The organism is Rhodobacter sp. CZR27, from assembly GCF_002407205.1.
GTDB lineage: Bacteria > Pseudomonadota > Alphaproteobacteria > Rhodobacterales > Rhodobacteraceae > Cereibacter_A.
In genome coordinates this window covers 714,636-730,153 of the sequence record NZ_CP023548.1, presented here as the reverse complement: position 1 = coordinate 730,153, position 15,518 = coordinate 714,636, and the positions used below count along the sequence as shown (strand labels likewise).

Annotated in this window: 18 protein-coding genes; 4 read left to right on the top strand and 14 right to left on the bottom strand. The window is 69.4% G+C overall.

Features of this window, described 5'->3' with window-relative positions; translation table 11 throughout:
• Positions 1 to 11: 11 nt before the first annotated feature.
• The 9 genes from nifH to CK951_RS03705 all read right to left on the bottom strand — a co-directional run bounded on the left by nifH (position 12) and on the right by CK951_RS03705 (position 7,753).
• A complete protein-coding gene (nifH, locus tag CK951_RS03745; protein ID WP_096787150.1) occupies positions 12 to 887 on the bottom strand; it encodes a nitrogenase iron protein in 876 nt (291 codons plus the stop codon).
• Between the two features lie 514 nt (positions 888 to 1,401).
• Positions 1,402 to 2,235 (bottom strand): SIR2 family protein, encoded by an 834-nt coding sequence (locus CK951_RS03740; protein ID WP_096784879.1) that lies wholly within the window; start codon positions 2,233 to 2,235, stop codon positions 1,402 to 1,404.
• Between the two features lie 4 nt (positions 2,236 to 2,239).
• Positions 2,240 to 2,455, bottom strand: coding sequence for a putative nitrogen fixation protein NifT (gene nifT / locus CK951_RS03735; protein WP_096784878.1), 216 nt, complete (start codon positions 2,453 to 2,455; stop codon positions 2,240 to 2,242).
• On the bottom strand, positions 2,452 to 2,733 hold the full coding sequence (locus CK951_RS03730; RefSeq protein ID WP_096784877.1) for a nitrogen fixation protein NifZ: 282 nt from the start codon (positions 2,731 to 2,733) through the stop codon (positions 2,452 to 2,454). Before CK951_RS03730 ends, nifT begins: the two co-directional genes overlap by 4 nt.
• Positions 2,726 to 3,487: a 4Fe4S-binding leucine-rich repeat protein gene (locus CK951_RS03725; RefSeq protein WP_096784876.1), complete on the bottom strand. Its 762-nt coding sequence runs from the start codon at positions 3,485 to 3,487 to the stop codon at positions 2,726 to 2,728. Before CK951_RS03725 ends, CK951_RS03730 begins: the two co-directional genes overlap by 8 nt.
• 4 nt (positions 3,488 to 3,491) lie before the next feature.
• Positions 3,492 to 3,686, bottom strand: a complete 195-nt coding sequence (locus CK951_RS03720) for a 4Fe-4S binding protein (protein ID WP_096784875.1) — start codon at positions 3,684 to 3,686, stop codon at positions 3,492 to 3,494.
• 33 nt (positions 3,687 to 3,719) lie between these two features.
• Positions 3,720 to 5,186 (bottom strand): nitrogenase cofactor biosynthesis protein NifB, encoded by a 1,467-nt coding sequence (nifB, locus tag CK951_RS03715; protein WP_096784874.1) that lies wholly within the window; start codon positions 5,184 to 5,186, stop codon positions 3,720 to 3,722.
• Between the two features lie 150 nt (positions 5,187 to 5,336).
• Complete coding sequence (gene nifA, locus CK951_RS03710; protein ID WP_096784873.1) at positions 5,337 to 7,100, bottom strand: nif-specific transcriptional activator NifA; 1,764 nt, start codon at positions 7,098 to 7,100, stop codon at positions 5,337 to 5,339.
• 260 nt (positions 7,101 to 7,360) lie between these two features.
• Positions 7,361 to 7,753, bottom strand: a complete 393-nt coding sequence (locus CK951_RS03705; protein WP_096784872.1) for a rhodanese-like domain-containing protein — start codon at positions 7,751 to 7,753, stop codon at positions 7,361 to 7,363.
• Between the two features lie 399 nt (positions 7,754 to 8,152).
• On the opposite strand from CK951_RS03705, the gene CK951_RS03700 reads away from it, so the two are divergent.
• Genes CK951_RS03700 through tmk form a run of 3 tightly spaced genes read left to right on the top strand, consistent with a single transcriptional unit; the run spans position 8,153 to position 10,839 of the window.
• On the top strand, positions 8,153 to 8,959 hold the full coding sequence (locus CK951_RS03700) for an SPOR domain-containing protein (RefSeq protein WP_096784871.1): 807 nt from the start codon (positions 8,153 to 8,155) through the stop codon (positions 8,957 to 8,959).
• 17 nt (positions 8,960 to 8,976) lie between these two features.
• On the top strand, positions 8,977 to 10,146 hold the full coding sequence (locus CK951_RS03695; protein ID WP_096784870.1) for a D-alanyl-D-alanine carboxypeptidase family protein: 1,170 nt from the start codon (positions 8,977 to 8,979) through the stop codon (positions 10,144 to 10,146).
• Between the two features lie 48 nt (positions 10,147 to 10,194).
• Complete coding sequence (tmk, locus tag CK951_RS03690) at positions 10,195 to 10,839, top strand: dTMP kinase (protein WP_096784869.1); 645 nt, start codon at positions 10,195 to 10,197, stop codon at positions 10,837 to 10,839.
• Here the strand turns inward: tmk and CK951_RS03685 are convergent, their stop codons facing one another.
• Entirely contained in the window at positions 10,840 to 11,457 is a 618-nt protein-coding gene (locus tag CK951_RS03685; RefSeq protein ID WP_096784868.1) for a hypothetical protein, read from the bottom strand.
• Positions 11,458 to 11,650: 193 nt separating this feature from the next.
• On the opposite strand from CK951_RS03685, the gene CK951_RS03680 reads away from it, so the two are divergent.
• Positions 11,651 to 11,992 carry an SMR family transporter gene (locus CK951_RS03680; protein ID WP_096784867.1) on the top strand — a complete coding sequence of 114 codons (342 nt, stop codon included), beginning with the start codon at positions 11,651 to 11,653 and terminating at the stop codon, positions 11,990 to 11,992.
• A 3-nt stretch (positions 11,993 to 11,995) separates the two neighbouring features.
• Here CK951_RS03680 and ruvB read toward each other — a convergent pair whose 3' ends face one another.
• The 4 genes from ruvB to ruvC all read right to left on the bottom strand — a co-directional run bounded on the left by ruvB (position 11,996) and on the right by ruvC (position 15,235).
• Positions 11,996 to 13,021, bottom strand: coding sequence for a Holliday junction branch migration DNA helicase RuvB (gene ruvB / locus CK951_RS03675; RefSeq protein ID WP_096784866.1), 1,026 nt, complete (start codon positions 13,019 to 13,021; stop codon positions 11,996 to 11,998).
• A 60-nt stretch (positions 13,022 to 13,081) separates the two neighbouring features.
• The gene (htpX, locus tag CK951_RS03670) at positions 13,082 to 13,978 is read right to left on the bottom strand and encodes a zinc metalloprotease HtpX (protein WP_096784865.1); all 897 of its coding nucleotides are present in this window, start codon (positions 13,976 to 13,978) and stop codon (positions 13,082 to 13,084) included.
• A gap of 85 nt (positions 13,979 to 14,063) precedes the next feature.
• Positions 14,064 to 14,732: a Holliday junction branch migration protein RuvA gene (gene ruvA / locus CK951_RS03665; RefSeq protein WP_096784864.1), complete on the bottom strand. Its 669-nt coding sequence runs from the start codon at positions 14,730 to 14,732 to the stop codon at positions 14,064 to 14,066.
• Positions 14,729 to 15,235 (bottom strand): crossover junction endodeoxyribonuclease RuvC, encoded by a 507-nt coding sequence (gene ruvC / locus CK951_RS03660; RefSeq protein WP_096784863.1) that lies wholly within the window; start codon positions 15,233 to 15,235, stop codon positions 14,729 to 14,731. Before ruvC ends, ruvA begins: the two co-directional genes overlap by 4 nt.
• Between the last annotated feature and the right edge of the window lie 283 nt (positions 15,236 to 15,518).

Genomic DNA, 15,518 nt, shown 5'->3' with positions numbered 1-15,518 from the left:
CCCCGATCGGATCAGGCCTCGGCGGCGGCGATGGCGGCGAGCCGGTCTTCCTCGGACTGCATGATGCCGAAGTCCATCAGCATCTCTTCCAGCTCTTCCATGGTGATCGGGGTCGGGATCACGCCCTTGCCCGAGTTCTCGTGGATCTTGCGGGCCAGTTCGCGGTATTCCTGCGCCTGCTGGCTTTCCGGGGCGTACTGGATCACGGTCTCGCGGCGGAGTTCCGCGTGCTGCACGATGTTGTCGCGCGGGACGAAGTGGATCATCTTGCAGCCCAGCTTGGCGGCCAGCGCCTCGGCCAGTTCCAGCTCGCGGTCGGTCTTGCGCTCGTTGCAGATCAGGCCGCCGAGACGGACGCCGCCCGAGTTCGCATATTTCAGGATGCCCTTGGCGATGTTGTTGGCGGCGTAGAGCGCCATCATCTCGCCCGACATGACGATGTAGATTTCCTGGGCCTTGTTCTCGCGGATCGGCATGGCAAAGCCGCCGCAGACCACGTCGCCCAGCACGTCATAGGAGACGTAGTCCACGTCCTCGTAGGCGCCGTTCTCTTCCAGGAAGTTGATCGCGGTGATGACGCCACGGCCGGCGCAGCCCACGCCCGGCTCCGGGCCACCGGCTTCGGTGCACTTGATGCCCTTGTAGCCGATCTTCATGACGTCTTCGAGTTCGAGGTCCTCGACCGATCCCGCTTCGGCGGCGAGGTGGAGCACAGTGTCCTGAAGCTTGGTGTTCAGGATCAGGCGGGTGGAGTCCGCCTTCGGGTCGCAGCCGACGATGAGGATCTTCTGACCCATCTCGACCAGCGCCGCGAGGGTGTTCTGCGAGGTCGTCGACTTGCCGATCCCGCCCTTGCCGTAGAAAGCGATCTGCCGGAGTTTGCCCATGTTCATGTCCTTTTGCAAAGGTGTCTCTGGTGGAAGGCGGCGAACCTCGCCGGTCTCACCGATCGGTAAAGCAGAGAGTGTGCCAAGCCGCTTGATCGAAAATTTTCCTATTTAACTCAGGCGTTTGATCCGGATTCACCTGGAAGACGCACCGAACGGCCGGTTCAGGCAGACTTGTGAGAAAGCCGACAATTCCACGACATTTGCGCCTCCTTGACGGTCTTTTGGCGTCAGGCAGCGGGACGAGAGGCATCCACCGCAGGCAGCTGCATCAACCGGCGAACGTCCACCGTCATGCGGAGAAGGCCCGACACGGCTTTGCCCTCGTCTGGATCAGGCGCCCTCCACGGGTCCCGCTGCGCGGGAAGCATGACCGAAGCAGAGAGAACGAACGACCGGCGCCAGCCGGGCGCGACGAACCCGGGCGGGCCGGACGGCCCGGCAGGAGGCCCGGAAATGCCGAAGGGCGGGACACCCTCCGGTGCCCCGCCCTTCCGTCCTGCCCTGCCGGCCTTCAGGCGGCGGGCATGCCCATGTCTTTCAGTTCCTCGACCACTGCCGCGAGCGGAAGGTCGATGCGCTCGATGCCGATCTCCTCGAAGAACAGCCGCTCCATGCGGGTCAGTTCGCCCTCGAGCACCGCGACATGCCCGCCGCCCGAGCGCTTCGCGATCTGCCGGGCATAGGTGCGCAGCAGCTGGTCGTCGAAGCGACAGCCGAGGAACAGGAAGCCCCGCCCGGTGCGCCGGTTGCGCACCTCGTCGGGAATCGGCGACTGGATGTCGATCTCTGTCAGGACCTCGACATAGTCACTGTCGGAGACGAGGAAGGAATGTCCCGGCAGCGCCAGCCCGTGCGGCTTGTAGAGCAGCATCGGCCACGCCGGATCGACGCCCTCGGGGCACGGCGTTCCGTCCGCCGCATAGCTGCGGTGCCAGATCTCGGACCACTCGCCGTTGCGGCTGACGCCCTGCACCATGCCCCAGTCGGAGGAGCCCGCGCGCAGCGCCTTCACGAGGCCCGGATCGTACCAGGCATCGACCACCATGGGCGGGCGAACCGCGGCGATCCAGTCGTGGATCGGATTGCGACCGGTCGGAGCCGAGAACGCCTCGATCACCATCTTCTCGACGGTGGCGCGGAACTTCTTCGTCTCGACGTACTGCGCCGCCGACCACAGGTTGCCGTGCGCACGCTTCGGCACGCGCACCTGCGCCTCGATCTCGGCGCAGAGCGCGGCGGGAGAGGCGATCGCGCCGCCCAGCGCCGCAACGCCAGGGCCGAGGTAGGGCACCACGCGACCCTTCCCCACTGCTTCAAGCGCGACGCGCAGCATCTCGCGCGTCATGGGCTCAGGCCTCCTGGTCGGTCAGGCGACGCGCCTCGACCGTGATCGGCAGCGAGGGCGGCGTGTCATACTCCGGCATCTGGAAGATCCAGCCGTTGCCGAGCTTCGCCCAGCCGCCCCACATGCCGGGCTTCTCCATCTCGACCACCGGCTCCTCGAGGTCCTTCTTCGCCACGTAGGCCACGAACCCCTTGGCGCCTTCACTGATCATCACCTTCATCTCGTTCCCTCCTGTATGTCGAGGCCGACCAGTTCGCGCCCCCGCATGCCCACGATGCGGCGGCGGTCGACGAATTCGACCGCGTAGATGTAGTAGCGTTGCAGATAGGTGCCGACGTCGCGGACATAGCCCTCGTCGCCCTTGTGGACGACGACCTCGCCGATCTCGGCATCCCACATCGTGCCGTCGTTCTTCACCGTGAAGCGCGAGCGGACCTTGTCGCCCGGCTCGAACAGCGGCGGCTCGTAGATCTCGACCGTGTCGTCGGCCTCAGGCATCGGCATCCTCGCGAAGCTGGGCGAGCCGCATCTGGGCGGTCTCGCGGATCAGGGGGTCCGGGTCGGCGGCGAGGCGCGTCGCGAGCGGCTCGTCGGCACGCTCGGCCACGGCATGGCGGACGCGGATGTCGGGATCGGCGGCGAAGGCGCCGAGGCGGGCGAGCTCGACCCGCTCGGCCGCGGTGCGGCGCACCAGCGGCTCGGGATCGGCCGTGAAATGGATCAGCCAGGCCGGACCGATCCGGCGGGCGACGCAGGCGCGCACTTCGGGATCGGGATCACGGGCAAGGACGGGCAGCGCCCCCTGCTCGGCCCGGCGTGCCACGACGAGGCGGACCGCCGGGTCCGCGTCGCGCATCAGGATGTGCAGCTCTCCCAGCGGCAGGCGGTGGGCGACGGCGATGCGCACCGCGCGGTCGGGGTCGGCCGCCAGCCGCTTCGCCTGCACGGCGGGCAGCCGCAGGATCGCCACCGACCGGACCGCCGGATCGGGATCGTCGAGCAGCGGCGGCAGGCGGAACAGGTTGGCCGCGCGGGCGGCCTGGGCCCGGGCCTCGAAATAGGGATGGCTCAGGAACTCGTCGGCGAGGTCGGGACCGAGCAGGAAGAACCGCTCGATCCGCTTGGCGTAGCGGTCGTTCGCGCAGGCCCAGCCCGGACCGCAGAGCCCCTGAGCAAGACGCTCGCGGTGCCGGCAGGTGTCGCAGTCGATGGCTGCGCCCTGCCAGTCCAGGGGCTCCGGGCCTTCCGGCATCAGGTCAGGCCGGGACGCAGGTTTTCGGCACCGGGCAGACCGAGACGCATTGGGGCGAGTCGGCCTGGCCCGCGCATTCGGTGCACTTGTCGGGGTCGATGATGTAGGCTTCGCCCTTGAACTTGATCGCGGCGTTCGGGCATTCGAATTCGCAGGCGCCACAGGCGGTGCATTGCGACTTGACGATCTTGTAGGCCATTTGGTCTGTCCCTCTGGCTGGTTGGTTTTGGCTTCAGGCGGTGAGCGCGCCCTTGCGGTGGCGCGCGGCATAGAGGTCGAGGATCGCGGTCTCGATGTAGTCCTGCGCGCAGGCGTCGATGACCTCGATGCCGGCTGCGGCCATCTTCGCCCGCGGGCCGTCACCGACGCGGGCGCAGAGCACGACCGGCACCCCTTCCAGCGTGCGGATGATCTCGGAGAGCGTCTCGCCCTCGCCATGGCCGCCGACGCAGTAGTTGTCGGCGCGGCGGTGGGTGACGAACCGGACGCCCGAGGCATCGACCTCGTAGATCTGGAACTCGGTGGCATGGCCGAAGTGCTGGTTGATCCGGCCGCCGCCCTTCGTGCAGACGGCGACGAGCATCGGCGGAGCGGCCACGTCAGCGGCCTCGGCCTGCGCGGCATCGGCGGCGGCGCGGCGATCCTCGCGCTCGCGTGTCACCCAGTCGCGGTAGGCGGCGCGCTTGCCGCCGTCGTCGCCCACCACCTCGGGCAGCTTGTCGAGCGTGAATTCCTGCCCGCGGTCCTCGCCCAGCATGCCGACTGCGTCGGCACGGCACTGGCGGCAGTGGCGCATCAGGTTGGCGCCGTCGCCACAGGCATCCTGCACCGCCTTCAGTTCGGCCGCCGAGGGGCCACGCTGGCCGGTCAGGCCGAAATGCGTGCCGTGCGCGGGGTCCGAGATCAGCGGCATGATGTTGTGCAGGAAGGCGCCCTTGGCCTTCACCACCTTGTTCAGCTCCAGCATCCCCTCGTCGTTGATGCCCGGGATCAGCACCGAGTTCACCTTCACCAGCACGCCACGCGCGACCAGCATATCGAGGCTTTCCATCTGCCGTTGCAGCAGGATTGTCGCAGCCTCGACCCCCTCGTGGCGTTTGCCGCGGAAGAAGATCCACGGATAGATCTTCGCCCCGACCTCGGGATCGAGCGTGTTGATGGTCAGCGTGACGTGGTCGATGTTCATCGCCACGATTTCATCGACGTGGTCCGGCATGGCGAGGCCGTTGGACGACAGGCACAGCTTGATGTCGGGAAGCTGCTTCTGCACCAGATCGAAGGTGGCCCTGGTCTTGCGCCAGTCATAGGCGGCGTCCCCCGGCCCGGCGATCCCCAGCACCGACAGCTGCGGCACCTCGGCGGCGACGGCCAGCACCTTGCGCGCCGCCTGCTCGGGCGTCAGACGCTCGGACACCACGCCCGGGCGGCTTTCGTTGGCGCAGTCGTACTTGCGGTTGCAGTAGTTGCACTGGATGTTGCAGGCGGGCGCGACCGCGACGTGCATCCGGGCGAAGTAGTGATGCGCTTCCTCGGAATAGCAGGGATGGTCCTTCACCTTGGCCCAGACCGCAGGGTCCATGTCCGCCGGCCCCGCCTTCGAGCCGCAGGACGAGGCGGCACAGCCGCCCCCTTCCATCGCCTTGCCCAGTTCGTCGCGCGAGGCGATCTGCAGCCCGCCCAGGGAGATGATGTCCGCCATGATCCGCGCCTCCGCATGTTCCGTGTCGGAAACCGGAGAAGCATGCAGCGTGCCAAGTTCAGGGGATCAAGGAATTCAGGCGCTCGGCCCGGTCCTGCCGGTGCAGGGTAGGAAACCCGACAATCGGATTGTCGGGTCGCCATTGTCGGATCAGAACTTCTCGACCCGGATGTTGTGCTTCTTCAGCGCGTAGCCGACCTGACGCGGGGTCTGGCCCAGAAGGCGGGCCGCCTTCGCCTGCACCCAGCCGGCGCGCTCCATCGCCTCGATCAGCGCCTCGCGCTCGGCCGCGTCGGAATCGGCGAGGGCGGGCCGGGTGGGCGGGGCGGCCAGCGCAGGCACTTCCGGCGCCACCGGCGTGGCTGGCGCCTCGGTGCCGTTTGGGCGGCGGGCCAGCACCGGAAGCTCCAGCGGCCCCTGTGCCAGTCCGCCGACCGGCGAGCTGGTGCCCGACTGCAGCCGCCACAGATCGGCGGACAGGCAGTGGTCGTGGTGACAGGCAAGGTCGTCGGCGTGGATCACCGTCTCGGTCGAAAGCGCGGCGACCCGTGCAATGCAGTTCTCGAGTTCGCGCACGTTGCCGGGGAAGTTGCACTGCGCCAGCGCCTCGACCGCCGAGGGGTGCAGCTTCTTCTTCATCCCGTTGCGCTTGTTGAAGCGGTCAAGCAGCCCCTGCGCCAGAAGCCCGATGTCCTCCTTGCGGTCGCGCAGCGGCGGCAGCACGATCGGCACCACGCAGATCCGGAAATACAGGTCGGCCCGGAAGCTGCCGTTCGCCACCGCCCGCTCGAGGTCCTTGTTGGTCGCCGTCACCAGCCGCACGTCCACCCGAAGCGTGCGCGACCCGCCGACGCGCTCGAACTCGCCCTCCTGCAGGATGCGCAGCAGCTTGGCCTGGAACTCCACGCTGATCTCGCCGATCTCGTCGAGGAACAGCGTGCCGCCGTCGGCCAGCTCGAACCGGCCCTTCTTCTGCTGCACCGCGCCGGTGAACGAGCCCTTCTCGTGGCCGAACAGTTCCGATTCCAGCAGCGATTGCGACAGCGCCGCGCAGTTCACCTTGATGAACGGCTTGTCGCGCCGCTCGGACAGGCGGTGGAGGGCGCGGGCGAACACCTCCTTGCCGGTGCCGCTTTCGCCCCGCAGCAGCACGGGCGTGTGGGTGCCCGCCACCTTGCGGATCTGGCCGATCACCCGCCGGATCGCCGGGCTTGCACCGATGATCCCTTCGAGCGCCTCGGCCGGCGCGTCCACCTCCGGCGCGGCGGTGGTCTCGGCCGCCATGCGGATCGCCTCGCGCGCCTCCTGCACGATGCGGTCGCGGTCGCGCGCGACAAGTCGGCGGAAACGGATCGACTGCTCCAGCACCGCCGCGACCATGTTCAGCACGCGCTGGTCGGACTCCAGATGGCGCGCGCCGTTGTTCTTCAGCCCGCGATAGGCGCAGAGCACGCCGAGCACGAAGGGCGAGTTTGCCTGATCGCGGATCGGCACCGCGATCAGCGCCTGCCGGCTGTCCTCGAGCCCCGGAGGCAGGGCATCGGCGCCGAATTCGTCGGCGATGTCGCAGGAGACGAGCGAGACGCCATTGCGGAAGACGTGCCGCGCGACCTGCGGCGGAATCGCGCGGCAGGAGGAAGGATGCGCCGGCGCCCCCGTCGCGGTGGCCGCAATGGTATATGGATTGACGTGGCGGGCATTGCGGGCCGCCTCGGACTGCGGCCCCTCCTGCAGAAGGGCCAGCGCCCCGTGCTGCAGCCCCATGAACGAGGACAGGATGCCGAAGACGGACGGCATGCGGGCGATCGGGTCACTCGCCCCGGTCAGGAGCTTTGCGATCTCGCAAAGCGCATCGAGCGTCAGATATTCCTCGCCCCGTTCGGCCGCGCCGGAACCCACTGCGGATGTGTCCATGACCCGACCTCCGTCTTCCACCTTACACTTGCACCATCTTCCGCGTTAGCCCAACCCAAGTCCAACGCGGGAGTGAGGGCGCATCGCACAACGCGCGAGCCCGCACAATCGCCCGGCGAATTCGCCGCATCGGTGAAGGCTCTGGTGAATAAATGTTCAACCAGAAAGACGGTTTTTAGGGCAACCCGCGAATCGTGCGGCTGCGGGGCCGGCTGTCGGGGATGCGCCGCCGCCCGGCTTGGGCCGCGACGCGGGATGGCTTACATGCCGGCGTCGATCGGTTCGTCCACGGCGCCGCCGCCCTCGGCCCAGTCCTTCAGGCCACCGAGGTTGTAGACCCGGGAATAACCCATGTCGCGCAAGAGCTTGCCTGCCAGAGCCGCCCGCCCGCCCGAGGCGCAGTGCAGCACGATGGGCCGGTCCTTGCGCAGTTCCGCGTCATGGAAGGGCGAGTCCGGGTCGGCGCGGAACTCCAGCATCCCGCGTGCGATGTGATGCGAGCCCCGCGCGCGTCCGGTCTTCTCGATCTCGGGCGCGTCGCGGATGTCGAGCAGAAGCGCCCCCTGCCGCATCAGCTCCTGCGCGCGGGCCGCGTCGATCCGCTCGATCACCGCATTCGCCGCCGCCATCATGTCCTTCAGGGTCAGTGTCATGGTTCCTCGCCTACAGGTCGCCGCCGGTTCCGTTCGGCCGGCTTCGCGGCAGACGGTAGAACGGCCGCGCCCGGCCTGTCCACCGCCCGCCATGTGCGGCACCCGGCTCCCCCGGCGGGCGGCGCAGCGCCGGCGGTGCCGACCGGAGGGCGGAGCCGCCGGTCCCCCTGCGCTACAGACGCATGCGCAGGCGGGTCCGCAGCCGCTTCGGTGCACGCGAAGGTGATGGCGGCCCGCCGCCCGGCGCGGCGGCGCGCGGGTGTGCCGCCCTTTCCAGCACTGGCCATCGTGGCTATGATGACGCCCGCCGCATACGGCTTGCGGCGGGGCAGCGTTCCACCGAAAGCGGCGGAACGGCAAGAGACGGGGAATGAACCCGCGCACGATTGGGGGCGAGCAATGTCACATCCATTGTTCTGGAACTTGGGTCTCGCGGCGGCGATCGGGCTGGCGCTGGCGGGATGCGACGCGATCAGGAAGGCCACCGGCGGGGACGAGGATACGCCGGCTGCATCCGCCGCCGCCGTTGCGCCCGTGGCCCTCGCCCGCGCGGTGGGCGAGGATGTCGAGGCGCCCGATGCCTACCAGTCCACCGACAAGGCGCTCTGGGACGGTCGGCCGTCGCTGGGCGGCATCTGGGTCGCGGCGCCGGACGTGAAGGACCCCGAGCGGGTGATCATGCGCAACCCGGCCAACGGCAGGTCGGTCACCGGCGCCCTCTTCCGGCGCGAGCGCGAGAACCCCGGACCCAAGCTGCAGTTGTCCTCGGATGCGGCCGAGGCGCTCGGCCTGCTGGCCGGGCAGCCCGCGACGATCAGCGTGACCGCGCTGAAGCCCCGGCCGGTCGAAGAGCCCGCCGCGCCGGCGGCACCCGCCGCCGCCGCCGCGCCCGCCGACGCAGGCAGCATCGGCGCTGCGGCCGGTGCGGCGATCGACCGGGCCGAGGCACCCGTGGCAAAGCCCGCACCCGCCGCGGCGCAGGGGCGGCTCATCCGCATCGGCACGTTCAGCCGCGAAGAGAATGCCCGCCGCGCCGCCGAAACGCTGAGCGATGGGGGCATTCAGGCCCGCGTCTCCGCCTCCACCCAGCAGGGCAAGGAGATCTGGAGCGTGCTGGCCGGTCCCGCTGCCCCTGCCGAAGCCGATGCAATGCTTGCCAAGGCCAGGGGCCTCGGCTTCGAAGACGCCTATCTTCTCGCCCGCTGACCGGAAAGGACGCGCCCGTGCTGCTGCCCCGCCTCTTCCCCGCCCTCCTCCTGGCCGCCCTCGCCGCGCTTCCGGCGCATGCGTTCGAGACCCGCGCCCGGGCCGCCTGGGTCTATGACGTGACGACCCACACCGTCCTGCTCGACAAGAACGCCCACGTCCCGCTGCCGCCGGCGTCGATGTCGAAGCTGATGACGCTGAACATGCTGTTCGAGGCGCTGCGCGACGGCCGCGTGACGATGGAGACCACCTTCGCCGTCTCGACCAAGGCCAAGCAGATGGGCGGCTCGAAGATGTTCGTCGAGGAGCGCGACCGCCCGACGGTCGAGGAGCTGATCCACGGCATCGTCGTGAACTCGGGCAACGACGCCTGCGTGGTGGTGGCCGAGGGGCTGAACGGCACCGAGGCCGACTTCGCCCGCGCGATGAACATCCGGGCCGAGGCGCTGGGGATGACCAATTCCCACTTCACCAATTCCTCGGGCTGGCCCGACACCGACCACAAGATGAGCGTGCATGACCTGGGCATCCTCGCCGTGCGGCTGATCGAGGAATTCCCGGAATACTACGGCTACTTCGACGACACCGGCTTCAACTACAAGGGCCGCGTGCCGTCGAACGCGAACAACCGCAACCCGCTGCTGCGGCTGGGCCCGGATGGCGACTGGACCGCGGACGGCCTGAAGACCGGCCACACGCAGGAGGCGGGCTATGGCCTCGTCGGCTCGGCGGTGCAGAAGGACGGCCGGCGCATCGTCTTCGTGCTCTCGGGCCTCGCGACCGAGGCCGACCGCGCGCAGGAGGGCGAGCAGATCGTGAATTGGGCCTTTCGCCAGTTCGTCCAGAAGACCCTGGTAAAGAAGGGCCAGCGCGTGACCGAGGCCGACGTCTGGATGGGCAACGCCCGGCAGGTGGGCCTCGTCCCGGCAAAGGACGTGAGCCTGCTCGTGCCCGCGCTGGTGCAGGAGGGCGTGACGGCCGAGGTGCATTATACCGGTCCGCTGCGCGCGCCGATCGCGGCCGGGCAGGAACTGGCCGAACTGGTGATCCACGTTCCCGACCTGCCCGACACCCGCGTGCCGCTGGTGGCCGAGGGCAGCATCGCCAGCGGCGGGCTGCAGGTTCGCCTGACGACGGCGGCACAGGTGCTGTATCGCCGCTTCATGGCCGAGGCGCCGGCCTCCTGAGCCGGACCTCCGCATGAGCCCGTCCGTTCCAGGGAGCCGGTCCTCCGCATGAGCCTGTCCAGGGGCCTGTTCCTCGCAGTCGAAGGGATCGACGGCTCCGGCAAGTCGGGGATCGTCGGCCACCTCGCCGATCACCTGCGCGCCCACGGCCGCGACGTGCTGACCACGCGCGAGCCGGGGGGCACGCCGGAAGGCGAGGCGATCCGCGCGCTTGTGCTCTCGGGTGCCGACGACGCGTGGGACCCGATGTCCGAGCTTCTGCTGATGACGGCGGCGCGCGTGCAGCACGTGCGCCGGGTGATCGCGCCGGCGCTGGGGTCTGGGCGGGCCGTGGTGTCGGACCGCTACGTCGGCTCCACCCTCGCCTATCAGGGCACCGGCCGGGGGCTGTCCGAGGATTTCATCCGCGATCTTCACGCCCGGGCCGTCGGGGGTCTCTGGCCCGATCTCACGCTGATCCTCGACCTCGACGCGGCCACCGGCCTTGCCCGCAGCCGTCGCCGGCTGACCGACGGGGCGGTGGACGAGGGCCGGTTCGAAAGCCTCGACCTCGACTTCCACGAGCGGATCCGGCAGTCGTTCCTGGCGCAGGCCGCGCGCGACCCCGATCGGCACGCGGTCATCGACGCCTCGGGCACGCCGGAAGATGTGCGGTCGCGGGCCGTGGCGGCGCTCGACCGTCTGCTGACCTGATCAGCCTCCCGTGCGGGCGGACAGGCGCAGCGCGTGGCTCGGATCCTGCGCGACGGCGGGCATCACCGGATCATAGGCGGCGCGGATCACGGCGGCGATGTCGGGGCGCAGCACCAGCGCGTCACCCGCCCGCGCCAGCGGCGAGGCCTCGGTGAAGGCGCGGTCCGACCAGAGCAGCATCGCCTGCGCGGCCTGCGCCAGCGCCAGCGCCTCGGCCGGCATGGCGGAGAGATGCTCGTCCATGCGCAGGAAGACGAAGGCCGCGCGGATCGCGCCGGCCGCATCGAAGCGGAACAGCCGATACTGGTTCGCCCGCGCGGCAGCAAGCCGGGCGCAGAGCGGCGCCAGATCCGGGATCATCCGGTCGAGGTTCGGCACCTCGGGCAGTTCGGCCCAGTCGCGGAAGAAGAAGACCATCAGGTTCGCGCCAAGCTCGGGGTCGGTCTCGGCCATGCGGTGCCCGGCCAGCGCCACCACCGCCTCGATGGCGCCCTTGACCACCGACAGCGTCGCATCCTCGACCCCGAACACCACCGGCACGACCGGCCGCCCCCAGCGCGCAAAGCGATAGGCGCCATCGCTGCCGGTGAACAGCGCCTCGACGTCCGAAGGTGTCATGCCGCCCTGCCGTCCCGAAGCGTTTCGACGCCCGCCGTTTCAGCGCGCCTCCGGACTAGCATGGGACCGGGTATGGGTGTCATGCTGGCTCTCCTCTGCTCGCGGCGCCGGAATAGGCGGTTTCGGCGGCACCGGCAACCGTTGACGCCCCGCGCCGGGCGGGGGAGGATGGCACCTCTTTCAGGGGATCCACATGCCGCTCGCCACAACCTATGCTTTTCTGGTCGTCGCCATCTTCGCCGAAGTCGTGGCGACCACGGCGCTGGCCCGCTCGGACGGGTTCTCGCGGCTCTGGCCCAGCGTCATCACGGTGGTCGGCTATACGGTGGCCTTCGCCTGCCTCTCGGTCACGCTGAAGGTGATGCCTACCGGCATCGTCTATGCGGTCTGGTCGGGCCTCGGCATCGTCTTCATCGCGGCGATCGGCTGGCTGGTCTATGACGAGCGGCTGGACGCGCCGGCGCTTCTCGGCCTCGGCCTGATCCTTGCGGGGGTGCTGGTGGTCAACCTGTTCTCGAAATCGATCCCGCACTGAGGCTCAGCCGAACAGGTCGCCCTGCCCCGGCCCCTTCGGCGCATCCAGCCCCAGATGCCGCCACGCCTTCTGCGCCAGCATCCGCCCGCGCGGGGTGCGCTGGATCAGGCCCTGCTGCAGCAGGTAGGGCTCGATCACCTCCTCGACCGCGTCGCGGGCCTCCGACAGTGCCGCGGCGATGGTCTCGATCCCCACCGGGCCGCCGCCGTAGTTCTCGGCGATGAGGCCCAGATAGCGCCGGTCCCCGCCGTCGAGGCCCAGATGATCCACGCCGAGCCGCGTCAGCGCCCGGTCGGCGATGGCCTGCGTCAGCCGCCCGTTGCCCTCGACCAGCGCGAAATCGACCACCCGGCGCAGGAGCCTTCCGGCGATCCGCGGGGTGCCGCGCGCGCGCTTCGCGATCTCGCGCGTGCCCTCGGGGTCGCTCTCGATCCCCATCATCCGCGCGCCCCGCGTCACGATCAGGTCAAGCTCGGCCTCGGTGTAGAACTGGAGCCGCGTCGGGATGCCGAAACGGTCGCGCAGCGGCGTGGTCAGAAGGCCCAGCCGCGTCGTGGCGCCGACCAGCGTGAAGGGCTGCAACTCGATCCGCACAGTGCGCGCCGCCGGTCCCTCGCCGATCACCAGATCGAGCGCAAAATCCTCGAGCGCGGGATAGAGCACCTCCTCGACCACCGGCGACAGGCGGTGGATCTCGTCGATGAACAGCACGTCGCGCGGCTCGAGGTTGGTCAGGATCGCCGCGAGATCCCCCGGTTTCGCGAGTACGGGGCCCGAGGTCATGCGGAACCCCACTCCCAGCTCGCGCGACATGATCTGCGCGAGCGTCGTCTTGCCCAAGCCGGGCGGCCCATGGAACAGAGTGTGGTCCATCGCCTCGCCGCGCATCCGGGCGCTTTCGATGAAGACGCGCAGGTTCGCCCGCGCCTCGGCCTGCCCTACGAAATCCTCGAGCGTCTGCGGCCGCAGCGCGCGGTCCATGTCTTCGGGCAGACGCTCGGGGCGCAGGGTCGGATCGGAGGATGTCATCGGCTCGCTCGGGTTCCCCGGAACATTCCCCGAACGGGCGTGCCGATGCAAGCGCGAACGTCAGCTCCAGGGGCCGCGGCGCGGCGCGAAACCGGCGGGAGCCTGCCGCACCTCGCCCGCCATCGCGCGCAGGGCGGCGATGCGGTTCGCGGTGTTCGGATGGGTCGCGAACAGCCGGTCGTGGCCCAGCACGTGCAGCGGGTTGATGATGAACATGTGCGCGCTCGCCGGGTTGCGCTCGGCCCGGACGTTGTCGATGCGCTGCGCCAGCCCCTCGATCTTGCCCAGCGCCGAGGCAAGCCACATCGGACGCCCGCAGATCTCGGCGCCGATCCGGTCGGCCTCGTATTCGCGCGAGCGCGAGATGGCCATCTGCACGAGACCCGCCGCCAGCGGCGCAAGGATCATCAGCGCGAGCGTGCCGACGATGCCCATCGGCCGCTCGCCCTCTTCGTTCGAGGAGCCGCCGAAGAAGAAGGCGAAGTTCGCCAGCATCGAGATCGCGCCGGCGAAGGTCGCTGTCACCGTCATCAGCAGCGTGTCGCGGTTCCGGATATGGGCAAGCTCATGCGCCACCACGCCCGCAACCTCCTCGGGCGTGAGGTTGCGCAGCAGGCCGCGCGTCACCGCCACGGCGGCGTTCTGCGGGTTGCGGCCGGTGGCGAAGGCATTGGGCTGGTCGGTATCGATCAGGTAGAGCTTCGGCATCGGCATCCCCGCGCCCTCGGCCAGACCCCGCACCATCGCGTGCAGATCGGGGGCCGAACGCGCATCGACCTCGCGTGCGCCGTGCATCGAGAGCACCGCCTTGTCCGAGTTCCAGTAGGTGAAGAGGTTCATCCCGGCCGCCACGACCAGCGCGATCACCGCGCCGTCCTGTCCGCCGATCAGCGCGCCGACGCCAAGGAACAGCGCCGTCATCACCGCCATCAGGATGCCTGTCCGCACGTAACCCATCGCACCTTCTCCCCAGTCGGAAACGCAGGCGATATGGGCCCGGCCGCGTCCGGTCGCAAGCCCGGCCGTCTTGCGGCCGGCCCGGTCAGGTCTTCGGGGCGAGCAGCTTCAGCGAGAGCCGGATCAGGCTAGCGGTATCCGCCTCGGGCGCCTCGGTCGCCGCCTGCGCCACCGCCTGCGCCGCATCCGACGGCTGGTAGCCGAGGTTGGTCAGCGCCGAAAGCGCATCGGCCGAGAAGGACGCCCGCGGTGCGGGCTCCGCCGCCCGGGGCGCCGCCTTGCGCCGGGACGGGCCGGCCGCTTCGCCGTCGGGTACCGGCACAGCCACGGGACCGCCGCCCATCGCCATCAGCGCCGGCGCCTTCGACTTCAGCTCCAGCACCACGCGCTGCGCGATCTTCGGCCCTATCCCCGGCGCCGCCTGGATCGAGCGGGCATCGCCCATCGCGATCGACCGCGCCACGCCCTCGGCCCCGAGCGTGCCGAGAATCGCCATCGCCGCCTTCGCCCCCACCCCCTGCACCGTCATCAGCAGCCGGTGCCATTCCTTCTCGACCAGCGTGGGAAAGCCGAAAAGCTGCAGCAGGTCCTCGCGCACCAGAAGCTCGGTATAGAGCGCGACCGCCTCGCCCGGGCCGGGCAGCGAGGCCAGCGTCCGGTCGGAGACATGGACGATGTAGCCCACGCCGCGCACGTCGATCAGCACGTGGTCCGAAGCGCGGTAGTCGAGGATGCCCGAGATCTTGCCGATCATCGCGCGGCCCTCGCCAGCGCCGCCTCGAGCCGCCCCGAGGACTGGACGTGATGGGCATGGCAGATCGCCACCGCCAGCGCGTCCGCGGCGTCGGGTCCGGCGAGGCTGACGCCGGGCAGGTGCAGCTTCACCATGTGCTCGATCTGAACCTTGGCGGCGTGGCCCACGCCCACCACGGTCTTCTTGACCGCATTCGGCGCGTATTCCCCGACCGACAGCCCCGCCTGCGCCGGCACCAGCAGCGCGATGCCGCGCGCCTGCCCCAGCTTCAGCGTCGCCACCCCGTCCTTGTTGACGAAGGTATGCTCGACCGCTGCGGTCTCGGGGCGGAACCGGGCAATCACCTCGGTCAGCTGCCCGTGCAGCGACAACAGCCGCTGGGCCAGTTCGCCCGAATCGGAATGGCAGATTCCATTGGCAACGTGGAGGAGACGCGCCCCCTCGACGTCGATCACCCCCCAACCCATGTTGCGCAGACCCGGGTCGATGCCCAGAACCCTCATTCCGCCCCCTGCTTCCTGTTGCCGCAAGGGCTAGCACGAAGAGGGAACATCCGCCAGCGGCTTTCCCCTGTTGCCTGTCGTCGCAGCATCTGCGATACGGTCGCGAGGTCCGAAAGCGACGCTTCGTCCTCACGACGCGACGGCCGACGGACACCGCGGAAGCCTTTGGAATACAAAGGTATCCTGCCGCTTCGAGCCTTGCGTTTTCTGCAATGCAGCGTTGCTCCGGCGTCGATTGCCGACATGAAGCTGCCGGCTTATGTGCCTGTCCAGTCGCAGCATT

Coding starts and splice junctions, on each gene's coding strand:
- nifH (WP_096787150.1), bottom strand. CDS start 887: ATGGGCAAACTCCGGCAGATCGCTTTCTACGGCAAGGGCGGGATCGGC.
- CK951_RS03740 (WP_096784879.1), bottom strand. CDS start 2,235: ATGACGCGCGAGATGCTGCGCGTCGCGCTTGAAGCAGTGGGGAAGGGT.
- nifT (WP_096784878.1), bottom strand. CDS start 2,455: ATGAAGGTGATGATCAGTGAAGGCGCCAAGGGGTTCGTGGCCTACGTG.
- CK951_RS03730 (WP_096784877.1), bottom strand. CDS start 2,733: ATGCCTGAGGCCGACGACACGGTCGAGATCTACGAGCCGCCGCTGTTC.
- CK951_RS03725 (WP_096784876.1), bottom strand. CDS start 3,487: ATGCCGGAAGGCCCGGAGCCCCTGGACTGGCAGGGCGCAGCCATCGAC.
- CK951_RS03720 (WP_096784875.1), bottom strand. CDS start 3,686: ATGGCCTACAAGATCGTCAAGTCGCAATGCACCGCCTGTGGCGCCTGC.
- nifB (WP_096784874.1), bottom strand. CDS start 5,186: ATGGCGGACATCATCTCCCTGGGCGGGCTGCAGATCGCCTCGCGCGAC.
- nifA (WP_096784873.1), bottom strand. CDS start 7,100: ATGGACACATCCGCAGTGGGTTCCGGCGCGGCCGAACGGGGCGAGGAA.
- CK951_RS03705 (WP_096784872.1), bottom strand. CDS start 7,753: ATGACACTGACCCTGAAGGACATGATGGCGGCGGCGAATGCGGTGATC.
- CK951_RS03700 (WP_096784871.1), top strand. CDS start 8,153: ATGTCACATCCATTGTTCTGGAACTTGGGTCTCGCGGCGGCGATCGGG.
- tmk (WP_096784869.1), top strand. CDS start 10,195: ATGAGCCTGTCCAGGGGCCTGTTCCTCGCAGTCGAAGGGATCGACGGC.
- CK951_RS03685 (WP_096784868.1), bottom strand. CDS start 11,457: ATGACACCTTCGGACGTCGAGGCGCTGTTCACCGGCAGCGATGGCGCC.
- CK951_RS03680 (WP_096784867.1), top strand. CDS start 11,651: ATGCCGCTCGCCACAACCTATGCTTTTCTGGTCGTCGCCATCTTCGCC.
- ruvB (WP_096784866.1), bottom strand. CDS start 13,021: ATGACATCCTCCGATCCGACCCTGCGCCCCGAGCGTCTGCCCGAAGAC.
- htpX (WP_096784865.1), bottom strand. CDS start 13,978: ATGGGTTACGTGCGGACAGGCATCCTGATGGCGGTGATGACGGCGCTG.
- ruvA (WP_096784864.1), bottom strand. CDS start 14,732: ATGATCGGCAAGATCTCGGGCATCCTCGACTACCGCGCTTCGGACCAC.
- ruvC (WP_096784863.1), bottom strand. CDS start 15,235: ATGAGGGTTCTGGGCATCGACCCGGGTCTGCGCAACATGGGTTGGGGG.